This is a genomic window from Pseudomonas lactucae (assembly GCF_016937615.1).
Classification (GTDB): domain Bacteria; phylum Pseudomonadota; class Gammaproteobacteria; order Pseudomonadales; family Pseudomonadaceae; genus Aquipseudomonas; species Aquipseudomonas lactucae.
In genome coordinates this window covers 1-11,807 of record NZ_JAFHKI010000092.1, presented here as the reverse complement: position 1 = coordinate 11,807, position 11,807 = coordinate 1, and the positions used below count along the sequence as shown (strand labels likewise).

Annotated in this window: 9 protein-coding genes and 1 pseudogene; 5 read left to right on the top strand and 5 right to left on the bottom strand. The window is 61.0% G+C overall.

Annotated elements, in window-relative coordinates:
- The 3 genes from JWR98_RS17275 to JWR98_RS17265 all read right to left on the bottom strand — a co-directional run bounded on the left by JWR98_RS17275 (position 1) and on the right by JWR98_RS17265 (position 2,271).
- Positions 1 to 960: a YbgA family protein gene (locus tag JWR98_RS17275; RefSeq protein WP_078731485.1), complete on the bottom strand. Its 960-nt coding sequence runs from the start codon at positions 958 to 960 to the stop codon at positions 1 to 3.
- 112 nt (positions 961 to 1,072) lie between these two features.
- Positions 1,073 to 1,288, bottom strand: a complete 216-nt coding sequence (locus tag JWR98_RS17270) for a TIGR02450 family Trp-rich protein (protein WP_078731486.1) — start codon at positions 1,286 to 1,288, stop codon at positions 1,073 to 1,075.
- Positions 1,285 to 2,271: an NAD(P)/FAD-dependent oxidoreductase gene (locus JWR98_RS17265; RefSeq protein ID WP_078731487.1), complete on the bottom strand. Its 987-nt coding sequence runs from the start codon at positions 2,269 to 2,271 to the stop codon at positions 1,285 to 1,287. Before JWR98_RS17265 ends, JWR98_RS17270 begins: the two co-directional genes overlap by 4 nt.
- Before the next feature lie 213 nt (positions 2,272 to 2,484).
- Between JWR98_RS17265 and JWR98_RS17260 the strand changes: the two are divergent.
- Together JWR98_RS17260 and hemH are read left to right on the top strand one after the other, a co-directional pair.
- A pseudogene (locus tag JWR98_RS17260) lies at positions 2,485 to 3,383 on the top strand (TIGR01777 family oxidoreductase).
- A gap of 14 nt (positions 3,384 to 3,397) precedes the next feature.
- A complete protein-coding gene (gene hemH, locus JWR98_RS17255) occupies positions 3,398 to 4,423 on the top strand; it encodes a ferrochelatase (RefSeq protein ID WP_078731489.1) in 1,026 nt (341 codons plus the stop codon).
- A 36-nt stretch (positions 4,424 to 4,459) separates the two neighbouring features.
- Here the strand turns inward: hemH and JWR98_RS17250 are convergent, their stop codons facing one another.
- Together JWR98_RS17250 and algW are read right to left on the bottom strand one after the other, a co-directional pair.
- On the bottom strand, positions 4,460 to 6,553 hold the full coding sequence (locus JWR98_RS17250) for a TonB-dependent siderophore receptor (RefSeq protein ID WP_205490636.1): 2,094 nt from the start codon (positions 6,551 to 6,553) through the stop codon (positions 4,460 to 4,462).
- Positions 6,554 to 6,657: 104 nt separating this feature from the next.
- A complete protein-coding gene (gene algW / locus JWR98_RS17245) occupies positions 6,658 to 7,812 on the bottom strand; it encodes a Do family serine endopeptidase AlgW (RefSeq protein ID WP_078731491.1) in 1,155 nt (384 codons plus the stop codon).
- 102 nt (positions 7,813 to 7,914) lie between these two features.
- On the opposite strand from algW, the gene JWR98_RS17240 reads away from it, so the two are divergent.
- From JWR98_RS17240 to cysN, 3 genes are all read left to right on the top strand, one after another.
- Positions 7,915 to 8,673, top strand: a complete 759-nt coding sequence (locus JWR98_RS17240) for a Nif3-like dinuclear metal center hexameric protein (RefSeq protein ID WP_003171638.1) — start codon at positions 7,915 to 7,917, stop codon at positions 8,671 to 8,673.
- Positions 8,674 to 8,830: 157 nt separating this feature from the next.
- Positions 8,831 to 9,748, top strand: coding sequence for a sulfate adenylyltransferase subunit CysD (gene cysD / locus JWR98_RS17235; RefSeq protein WP_078731493.1), 918 nt, complete (start codon positions 8,831 to 8,833; stop codon positions 9,746 to 9,748).
- A 9-nt stretch (positions 9,749 to 9,757) separates the two neighbouring features.
- Complete coding sequence (gene cysN, locus JWR98_RS17230) at positions 9,758 to 11,656, top strand: sulfate adenylyltransferase subunit CysN (protein ID WP_078731494.1); 1,899 nt, start codon at positions 9,758 to 9,760, stop codon at positions 11,654 to 11,656.
- Positions 11,657 to 11,807 lie beyond the last annotated feature (151 nt).

The window sequence follows — 11,807 nt, the reverse complement described above, 5'->3', positions numbered from 1 at the left end:
CTAGATCGCATTGCGCAGGCTGAGGTTTTCCGGGTGCGGCTGCAGGTACGCCTGCTGCGCGATGTAGCGGTCCGGGTGTTGGCGAAAGTGATGCTTGAGCAGCGTCAGCGGCACCACCAGCGGCACGATACCGTGGCGGTACTGGTCGATGACGGTTTGCATTTCCTGCTTGTCGTCGGCGCTGATGGCTTGCTTGAGGTAGCCGCTTATGTGTTGCAGCACGTTGGTGTGAGTGCCGCGTGTGGCGCACTTTTTAAGGCCGGTCATCAAGTCGCTGAAGTAGCCGGAGGCCAGCGCATCAAGGTCGGTGGTTTTATCCATGCTGCCCAACACGTGGCCGAGGCTCTTATAGTGCGCCGGGCTGTGGGCCATCAGCAGGTACTTGTAGCGGGAATGAAAGGCCAGCAGGCGCTGACGGCTGAGCCCATCTGCCAACAATTGCTGCCAGGCGGCATACACAAATACGCGGGCCAGGAAGTTTTCCCGCAGCACGGGGTCATTCAGACGACCGTCTTCTTCCACCGGCAGGTTGGGGTGACGCGCGCAAAACGCCTGGGCGTAGATGCCGCGCCCACCGCCATCCACAGGGGCGCCGTTTTCGCGGTAGACCTTGACCCGCTCCAGGCCGCACGACGGCGACTTCTGCATGAAGATGTAACCGCACAGGTCGGTGTGCTCAAGTGCCATCTGTTGGCCGTATTCATCCAGCGGCTGGGTGACGTTGAGTTCACGGTGCACTGTGCCGACCGCCTGCGGTTGGGCGGGGTCGCCCACCAGGCGGATGGTTTCGCGAGGGATGCCCAGGCCGATGGCGACTTCGGGACACAGTGGCACGAAGTCGAAATACTCGGCGAGCGTCTGGCTGCACAACAGCGATTGTTTGTGCCCGCCATTGAACCGCACGTTCTCACCCAGCAGGCAGGCGCTGATACCGATCTTGGGTTTTGCGGCGCTGGACATGGGCAAACCTCTGCAAAAATTCCTGTACAGATTGAAGTGGCTGTACAACTAATTGCATCATAGGTTTGATGCTGTACAAGTCAAATTATTTGTACAGGTATTTGCGGCCAGACTATTTCCAGCCCATTTTCCAGCAGTCGGGGTTTTGCAGGGTTTGCCACGTCATGCGCTCACTGCGCAGGGTCATGACGGCCTGCAGTTCGATTTCCACTACGGTGTTTTCCTCGTCACGAAACAGTTCCGTGACGAGAAAGTGTTTTTCTTTGTTTTGCGGTGACGTGGCTGTCCATTTCGACAGCAGCAGCTTGGCCGGGTTGATGCGATTCATTGCAGGTGCTCGATCAAGCGTCGCGCCGCTTCCTGGCCGCTGAGCCACGCGCCTTCGACTCGCCCGGACAGGCACCAGTCGCCGCACACATACAGGCCCAGGTCGGCGTCGGCGAGTACGCCAAACTCATGGGCGTTGGCCGGTCGCGCATAGAGCCAGCGGTGCGCCAGGCTGAACGACGGCGCGGGCATGGCGCTGTGCAGCAGCTCGGCGAAGGCGCCGTGCAGGTGTTCGATCACGGCCTCCTTGGACAGGTCCAGGTGCGCCTTGCTCCAGGTGCTGGTGGCGTGCAGTACCCATGTGTCCAGAGCAGTGTCGCGCCCGGGCTTGCTGCGGTTGCGCGCCAGCCAGTCGAGCGGGCTGTCTTGCACGAAGCAGCCCTCCATGGGCGTGTCCAGCGGTTTGTCGAAGGCCAGCGCGATGGCCCAGGTGGGGTCCATTTTCACCCCGGCGGCGGCGCTCGCCAGTTTCGGCGCGGCGGCCAGCAGCGTGGTGGCCTGCGGCGCCGGCGTGGCAATGACCACATGGCTGAAGGGCCCGTGATGCCCGCCGTCGGCATCGAGCAGGTTCCAATGTTGCGTGCCTTGGAATACGTCTGTGATGCGGCAGCCGAACTCGACCGGCAGGTCGTCGAGCAGGGCGCGGGTGATGGCGCTCATGCGCGGCGTGCCGACCCAGCGGATCTGCTCATCGGGAGAGGGGGTGAGTTGGCCGGATTTGAAATTGTACAGCTGGGGCTTCCATTGCTCGGCCCAGCCGTTGCTTTGCCAGCGTTGCACCTCGTTGACGAAGCGCCGGTCGCGGGCAGTGAAATATTGCGCGCCCATGTCCAGTGCGCCGGCATCACTGCGTTTGCTGGACATGCGGCCACCACTGCCGCGGCTTTTATCGAAGAGTTGTACGACGTGCCCGGCTTCTTGTAACGCTCGGGCGGCGGAGAGACCGGCGATGCCGGTACCGATGATCGCGATGGGGACAGTCATGGGAGGCCTCGTTTACCGTTGGGTACAGACTACGCCGACACCAATAGCTGTACAATATCGTTTTTTGGTATAAGTTTTGGCGTACCTGATCGTGTGGCGTGACCTATGGTTAAAGCTAAGGCTAAAACCAACGTTACGCCCGATTATTAAATTGATCCCTGCTTATTAAAATAGACCAGTGATCGGCGGCGAACGTTACATGAGGAGTGTCCCATGCATATTTTGCTGACCGGCGGTACCGGCTTGATCGGTCGCCAGCTCTGCCAACACTGGCTCGCCCAGGGCCATCGCCTGACGGTCTGGAGCCGCCGCCCCGAAACAGTCGCCAGGCTCTGCGGTGCCCAGGTACTTGGCGTCGGCGAGTTGCGCGAAGTGATCGGGACGGTGGATGCGGTGGTCAACCTCGCCGGCGCGCCGATTGCCGACCGCCCCTGGACGCACAAACGCAAGGCGTTGTTGTGGAGCAGCCGTATCGGGCTCACCGAAACCCTGTTGGCATGGCTGGAAGGCCTTGCGCAAAAACCGGCGGTGTTGATCTCCGGTTCTGCGGTGGGTTGGTATGGCGACGGCGGCGAGCGTGAATTGACCGAAGCCAGCGGCCCGGTGCTGGACGATTTCCCCAGCCAGCTCTGCATCGCCTGGGAAGAAACCGCCCAGCGCGCCGAAGCCCTTGGGATGCGTGTGGTGATGGTGCGCACGGCCTGGTGCTGGCGGCCGAGGGCGGCTTTTTGTCGCGGCTGTTGCTGCCGTTCAAACTGGCGCTGGGCGGGCCGATCGGCACGGGTCGGCAGTGGATGCCGTGGGTGCATATCAAGGATCAAATCGCCCTGATTGATTTTCTTCTGCACAAGGATGACGCCAGCGGTCCTTATAATGCCTGCGCGCCACACCCGGTGCGTAACCGCGAGTTCGCCAAGACCCTGGGCCAGGTGTTGCACCGCCCCGCGTTCATGCCCATGCCGGCGTTTGCGCTGAAGGTTGGCTTGGGGGAGTTGTCCGGTTTATTGCTGGGCGGGCAGAAGGCGGTGCCCGAGCGCTTGCTGGCTGCCGGTTTCACTTTCCAGTTCACTGAGTTGCGTGCGGCCTTGGACGACTTGTCCGGCCGCCTTTAGCCATAGGATGTTGCATGACGGATCACGCGTTGTTACTGGTCAACCTGGGTTCACCGGCGTCCACTTCGGTGGCCGATGTACGCAGCTACCTGAATCAGTTTTTGATGGACCCCTACGTGATTGACCTGCCATGGCCGGTGCGGCGCCTGCTGGTGTCGCTGATTCTGATCAAGCGCCCCGAGCAGTCGGCCCATGCCTATGCATCGATCTGGTGGGACGAGGGCTCGCCGCTGGTGGTGCTCAGTCGCCGCTTGCAACAGCAGATGACCACTCGATGGACCCAGGGGCCCGTGGAGTTGGCGATGCGTTACGGCGAGCCGTCGCTGGAAACCACGCTCACCCGCCTGGCCGCACAGGGTATTGAGAAAGTCACTTTGGCGCCGTTGTACCCGCAGTTTGCCGACAGCACCGTGACCACGGTGATCGAAGAGGCGCGCCGCGTGGTGCAAGAGAAAAAACTGCCTGTGCAGTTCTCGATCCTGCAGCCGTTCTACGACCAGCCGGAATACCTCGATGCCCTGGCGGCGAGCGCACGGTCGTACGTCGAGCAGGATTACGATCATTTGCTGCTGAGTTTCCACGGCTTGCCCGAGCGCCATCTGACGAAGCTCGACCCGACCGGCCAGCATTGTTTCAAGGACGCCGACTGCTGCAAGAACGCCTCTGCCGAGGTGCTTGCCAAATGCTACCGGGCGCAATGCTTCAGCGTTGCGCGTGACGTTGCCAAGCGTCTGGGCTTGCCGGACGGTAAATGGTCGGTGGCCTTCCAATCGCGCCTGGGCCGTGCGAAGTGGATCGAACCCTACACCGAGGCGCGCCTGGACGCACTGGCCCGACAAGGCGTGAAAAAGTTGCTGGTAATGTGCCCGGCGTTTGTTGCCGACTGCATCGAGACCCTGGAAGAAATCGGCGATCGTGGTCGTGAGCAGTTCCGTGAAGCGGGGGGCGAGGAGTTGGTGCTGGTGCCGTGCTTGAATGATGACCCGCAGTGGGCGGTGGCGCTCAATACGCTGTGTGAAAGAGCGCCTCTTTCACTGTAATTGAGCTTGGCGCCCCTCCCACATTTTTGATCTGTGTTACAGATTGAGGGTCAGGCTGACCGTGAAGTTACGCGGTTCACCGGGGTTGACCCAGTAATTGCTGTAGGACCGCTCGTAGTATTTTTCATTAAACAGGTTGTTGAGGTTCAGGCCCACGGTCACGTTTTCGGTGGCCTTGTAATGAGCCAGTAAGTCCACGGTGTGGTAGGCCGGCAGTTCAAAGCTGCCGCCTGCTTCGCCCGAGCGGTCGCCCACATAGGTGAACGCCGCGCCCAGGTCTGAACCGCGCAACGCGCCATCCTGGAATTCATACACGCCCAACAGACTGCCGCTGCGCTTGGCCACGCCGAGAATGCGGCTGCCCGTTGGAATGGTTTTGTCACCCTTGGTCACTTCGGCGTCGATGTAGGCGAAGGCGCCGATTACACGCACTGCATCGGTGAGTTGCCCGGTTAGTTGCAGGTCAACGCCCTGGCTGCGCGCCTTGCCCATGGCACGGTTGGTGTTGGTGGCCGGATCCAGGGCCAGTACGTTTTCCTTTTCGATATGGAACGCGGCGAGGGTGGTGCTGAGGCGGTCGTCGAACAGCTCGCTCTTGATCCCCACCTCATAACCCACGCCTTCTTCGGGCTTGAAGGTGTTGCCGGTCGCGTCCAGGCCACTGTTGGGCTTGAACGAGGTCGAAGCATTGGCGAACACGCCGATTTCGGGCGTGAGCTGGTAAAGCAAGCCGGCGCGCTGAGTGAGGGCGTCGTGGGTTTGTCGGCTCTTGGCGTGGTTGCGGGTGAAATCATCGGTGCTTTGTTCGAAATGCTCCAGGCGCACGCCGACCATGCCACGCAGGCGCTCGGTGAAGACAATCTGGTCCTGCAGGTTCAGCGCGTGGCTTTTGGTCTGCTCAAAGAAGTCGGTGCCGGAGCGTGCGCCGTTGGGCTTGGGCTGGCCGTAGACTGGGTTGTAGAGGTCAATGGGGTAGCTGCCCGCGATCGCGGTTACGCGTTCCTTCTTACGGTAATCCTCGTATTCGGTACCCACCAGCAGTTCGTGCTGCCAACTGCCGATATCAAACAGGCCGCGCAGTTCCAGTTGCGTGATGCTGTCATGCCAGCCCGTGGAGCGTTCGCGATAGCGGCGGTTGAGGGTGTGGTCGTCTGCGTTCAGTGCACGGTTTTCCGAAGCGTCGCCCCACAGGCTGCCCTGTTTGTAGTGGCTGGCCAGGCGCAGTTTCCAGGCGTCGTTGAGGTGATGTTCCAGCGTGGCCTGGATGCGGTTGTTGTGGTTGTCGATGTCGCCGTCGTTGGGTTCGCCAAGGAAGGTGGCGCGTGATACGCCGGGGGCGTCGACGATGCCACGATCAAAGGTGGAGCTATGGCGCACGAATTCGCTTTCCACCAGCAGGTGAGTGTCCGGGTCCAGTTGCCAACTGAACGAGGGCGCGACGAACACACGTTTGCTCTGCACGTGATCGCGGAAGCTGTGGTTGTCTTCCACGGCCAGGTTGACCCGTGACAGCACATTGCCCTCGGCGTCCAGCGGTGTGTTGACGTCGAGGGCGGTGCGATAGCGGTCCCAACTGCCGGCACTGGTTTGCAGGGTGGTGAAGGCTTGCGGCTGGGGCTTCTTGGTGACGATATTCACCGTGCCGCCCGGATCGCCACGCCCATACAAGCTGGCGGCGGGGCCTTTGAGCACTTCGATGCGCTCGATATTGGCCACATCCGGCGTGCTCGGGTAGCCCCGGTTGGCGCTGAAACCGTCCTGGTAGAATTCCGAGGTGGTGAAGCCACGCACGCTGTATTCGTAGAGTGTCAGGCCGCCGAAGTTGTTTTGCTTGGACACGCCGCCGGCAAATTCCAGGGCGCGCTCTACATGGGTGCTGCCCAGGTCCTTGAGGACCGTGGCGGGAATCACGCTGATGGATTGTGGGATATCGCGCAGAGCCGTGTCGGTTTTTGTCGCGCTGGCCGAGCGAGTGGCGCGGTAGCCGTTGACCGGGCCTGTCGCGGACTCATAAGCGTCGGAGGTGACGCTGATGGTATCGAGTTCCAGGGTGTTTTCTTCGGCGAAGGCGGGGTCCAGCAGCAAACCCAGGGCAAGGCCAGCCAAGGGGGCAATTCTTCGAGACGGCATGATAGAGCGTTCCAATGTCGATATTGAAACAATATAACATGTCCAATGAGAATGAATTGCCTTGAAATATCAGGTGCCCGCACAGGAGCACCTGGAACCGCGGCTTATTCCTCTTCTTTCACCGGTGCCGGCGGCGGACGCAGGCCGATTTCCGCTGACAATTTGATCTCCTTACCGTTGCGCATCACCAGGATCGCCACCTTGTCGCTTGGCTTGATCCGTGCCACCTGGTTCATTGACTTGCGTCCGTCGCCGGCCGGTTCGCCGTTGATGTTGAGGATCACATCCCCCAGTTGCAAACCGGCTTTCTGCGCCGGACCGTCGCGGAAGATCCCGGCGACCACGATGCCAGGACGCCCGGTCAGGCCAAACGACTCGGCCAATTCCTTGGTCAACGGTTGGACTTCGATCCCCAGCCAGCCGCGAATCACCTGGCCGTGCTCGATGATCGACTTCATCACCTCCATCGCCAGTTTCACCGGGATCGCAAAACCGATGCCCTGGGAGCCGCCGGACTTGGAAAAAATCGCCGTATTGATGCCGGTCAGGTTGCCATTGGCATCCACCAGCGCGCCGCCGGAGTTGCCGGGGTTGATCGCGGCGTCGGTCTGGATGAAGTCTTCGTAGCTATTGAGCCCCAGCTGATTACGCCCGGTGGCGCTGATGATGCCCATGGTGACGGTCTGGCCCACTCCGAATGGGTTGCCGATGGCCAGCGCTACGTCACCTACCCGCAAGCCATCGGAGCGGCCGAGAGTAATGGATGGCAGATTCTTCAAGTCGATTTTCAACACGGCCAGGTCGGTTTCCGGATCGCTGCCCACCACGCGGGCCAGGGTTTCGCGGCCGTCGCGCAGGGCCACCACGATCTGGTCGGCGCCGGTGGTTACGTGGTTGTTGGTGAGGATGTAGCCTTCCGGGCTCATGATCACGCCGGAACCCAGGCTGGACTCCATGCGTCGCTGCTTGGGACCGTTGTCGCCGAAATAGCGGCGGAACTGCGGGTCTTCAAACAACGGGTGCGCCGGTTTGTTGATAACTTTGGTGGTGTACAGGTTGACCACGGCCGGCGCGGCGATGACCACCGCATCCGCGTAGGTCACCGGGCCTTGTACCACCGTATTGGTTTGCGGGGCCTGTTGCAGGTATACATCAAGGCTTGGTAAGCCCACCCACTGTGGGAAACGCTGAATAATCAGCATCGCGATCAGCACGCCAGCCAACAATGGCCATCCAAAAAAACGCAGTGCCTTGAGCATCAAGTAAGTCCTGACAGGTTGCAGGGGGCGGGAGAGCGCCCATAATGTCGCGCATTATACGAGGCTGCGAGCACCTCGGAACCGGATATTTAGGAGTCTTTTATGGCCGTCCCCCTGACCACCCTCGTTGAGGAAGCGGACCGCTACCTCGCCAGCGCAAAAATTGCCGATTACTGCCCCAATGGCCTGCAGGTCGAAGGTCGTCCGCAGGTGATGCGCATCGTCAGCGGCGTGACCGCAAGCCAGGCCCTGCTGGACGCCGCTGTCGAAGCCGAGGCCGATCTGATCCTGGTGCACCATGGCTATTTCTGGAAAGGCGAAAACCCCTGCATCACCGGCATGAAGCAACGCCGCCTGAAAACGTTGCTCAAGCACGACATCAGTTTGCTGGCCTACCACCTGCCGCTGGACCTGCACCCCGACGTCGGCAATAACGTGCAACTGGCCCGCCAATTGGATATCACCGTCGAAGGCCCGCTGGACCCAGGCAACCCCAAGATCGTCGGCCTGGTTGGCTCGCTCGCCGAGCCCCTGTCGCCGCGCGATTTTGCCCGCCGTGTACAGGACGTCATGGGGCGTGAGCCGCTGTTGATCGAAGGCAGCGAGATGATCCGCCGCGTCGGCTGGTGCACCGGCGGTGGCCAGGGTTATATCGACGACGCGATTGCCGCCGGCGTCGACCTGTTCCTCAGCGGCGAAGCCTCCGAGCAAACCTTCCACAGTGCCCGCGAAAATGACATCAGCTTTATCGCCGCCGGCCATCACGCCACCGAGCGCTACGGTGTGCAGGCGCTGGGCGATTACCTGGCGCGGCGCTTTGCCCTGGAGCATTTATTCATCGACTGCCCCAACCCGATCTAACTACCTCCCCTCCCTCAGAAAGCCCAAACCTGGCGGCATATTCATATACCGTTTCGATCTAGCCGGCGCCCTGAATAGAAGCAGGTGCTGTGCTAGCATGCCCCGCTCGAACACGGCCCGCTTGGCCGTCCATAAGATCGTTTTTCCGTGAGTAACCATGGTCGACAAACTGACGCATCTGAAACAGCTGGAGGCGGAAAGCATCCACATCATCCGCGAGGTCGCCGCCGAGTTCGACAACCCGGTGATGCTCTACTCGATCGGTAAAGACTCCGCCGTGATGCTGCATCTGGCACGCAAGGCCTTCTTCCCGGGCAAGTTGCCATTCCCGGTGATGCACGTCGACACCCGCTGGAAATTCCAGGAGATGTACCGGTTCCGCGACAAGATGGTCGAGGAACTGGGCCTGGACCTGATCACCCACGTCAACCCGGATGGGATTGCGCAGGGCATCAACCCGTTCACCCACGGCAGCGCCAAGCACACCGACATCATGAAAACCGAAGGCCTCAAACAGGCCTTGGACAAACATGGTTTCGACGCCGCGTTCGGCGGTGCCCGTCGTGACGAAGAGAAGTCCCGCGCCAAAGAGCGCGTGTACTCGTTCCGCGACAGCAAGCACCGCTGGGACCCGAAAAACCAGCGGCCCGAGCTGTGGAACGTCTACAACGGCAACGTCAACAAGGGCGAGTCGATTCGTGTGTTCCCGCTGTCCAACTGGACCGAGCTGGACATCTGGCAGTACATCTATCTGGAAGGCATCCCGATCGTGCCACTGTACTTCGCCGCCGAACGCGATGTGATCGAGAAAAACGGCACGTTGATCATGATCGACGACGACCGCATCCTCGAACACCTGTCCGACGAAGACAAAGCCCGTATCGTCAAAAAGAAAGTACGTTTCCGCACCCTTGGCTGCTACCCGTTGACCGGCGCGGTGGAGTCCGAAGCCGAGACGCTGACGGACATCATTCAGGAAATGCTCCTGACGCGAACTTCCGAGCGCCAGGGCCGCGTCATCGATCACGATGGTGCAGGCTCGATGGAAGACAAAAAACGTCAAGGTTATTTCTAAGGGGCTGTCATGTCGCATCAATCTGATTTGATCAGCGAGGACATCCTCGCCTACCTGGGCCAGCACGAGCGCAAAGAAATGCTGCGCTTCCTGACCTGCGGCAACGTCGACGACGGCAAGAGCACCCTGATCGGGCGCCTGCTGCACGACTCCAAGATGATCTACGAAGATCACCTGGAAGCCATCACCCGTGATTCGAAAAAATCCGGCACCACGGGCGATGATATCGACCTGGCCTTGCTGGTCGACGGTCTGCAGGCCGAGCGGGAGCAGGGCATCACCATCGATGTTGCCTACCGCTACTTCTCCACAGCCAAGCGTAAATTCATCATCGCCGACACACCCGGCCATGAGCAGTACACCCGCAACATGGCCACCGGTGCGTCCACCTGTGACCTGGCGATCATCCTGATCGACGCCCGCTACGGCGTGCAGACCCAGACCCGTCGCCACAGCTTCATCGCTTCGTTGTTGGGCATCAAACACATCGTGGTGGCTGTCAACAAGATGGACATCAACGGTTTTGACCAAAGCGTATTCGAGTCGATCAAGGCCGATTACCTGAAGTTCGCCGACGGTATCGCGTTCAAGCCGAGCACCCTGGCCTTCGTGCCGATGTCGGCGCTCAAGGGCGACAACGTGGTGAACAAGAGCGAGCGTTCGCCCTGGTACACCGGCCAGTCGCTGATGGAGATCCTCGAAACCGTCGAGATCGCCAACGACCGCAACTACACCGACCTGCGTTTCCCGGTGCAGTACGTCAACCGTCCGAACCTGAACTTCCGTGGTTTTGCCGGCACCCTGGCCAGCGGCATCGTGCACAAGGGCGACGAAGTCGTGGTATTGCCGTCGGGCAAGAGTAGCCGCGTCAAATCCATCGTCACCTTCGACGGTGAGCTGGAGCACGCCGGCCCAGGCCAGGCCGTGACCCTGACCATGGAAGACGAGATCGATATCTCCCGTGGCGACCTGCTGGTACATGCCGACAACGTGCCGCAAGTGACTGACGCCTTTGACGCCATGCTGGTGTGGATGGCCGAAGAACCGATGCTGCCGGGCAAGAAATACGACATCAAGCGCGCCACCAGCTACGTGCCGGGCTCCATCACCAGCATCGTGCATCGCGTGGACGTGAATACCCTGGCCGAAGGCCCGGCGAGTTCGCTGCAGTTGAACGAGATCGGCCGGGTCAAGGTCAGCCTCGACGCCGCCATCGCCCTGGACGGTTATGACAGCAACCGCACCACCGGTGCGTTTATCGTCATCGATCGTTTGACCAATGGCACCGTGGCCGCCGGCATGATCATCGCGTCGCCAGTGTCCCATGGCAGCGCGGCGCATCACGGTCAGTTGGCCCATGTCGCCACCGAAGAGCGCGCCCAGCGTTTCGGTCAGCAGCCGGCCACCGTGTTGTTCAGCGGCTTGTCGGGTGCCGGCAAGAGCACCTTGGCCTATGCGGTCGAGCGCAAGCTGTTCGACATGGGCCGCGCGGTGTTCGTACTGGATGGCCAGAACCTGCGACACGACCTGAACAAGGGCCTGGCCCAGGACCGTGCCGGCCGCACCGAGAACTGGCGTCGTGCCGCTCACGTCGCGCGTCAGTTCAACGAAGCGGGCCTGCTGACCCTGGCCGCGTTCGTCGCCCCGGATGCCGAAGGCCGTGAGCAGGCCAAGGCGCTGATTGGTGCCGATCGTCTGCTGACCGTGTATGTGCAGGCGTCGCCGCTGGTGTGTGCCGAGCGTGATCCGCAAGGTCTGTACGCTGCCGGCGGGGATAACATCCCGGGTGAATCCTTCCCGTACGACGTGCCGTTGAATGCCGATCTGGTAATCGACACCCAGGCCCTGTCGCTGGAAGAGAGCGTCAAGCAAGTGCTGGAGCTGTTGCGTCAGCGCGGCGCGATCTAAACCTCGCGGCCACAAAAAAGCCCACCACCGAGTGATCGGTGGCGGGCTTTTTCACATCTTCAAGATCGGGCGCGGTCAAATGTGGGAGGGGCTTGCCCGATAGCGTGGGTCAGCTACAACTGCATCAACTGATGCTCCGTCATCGGGGCAA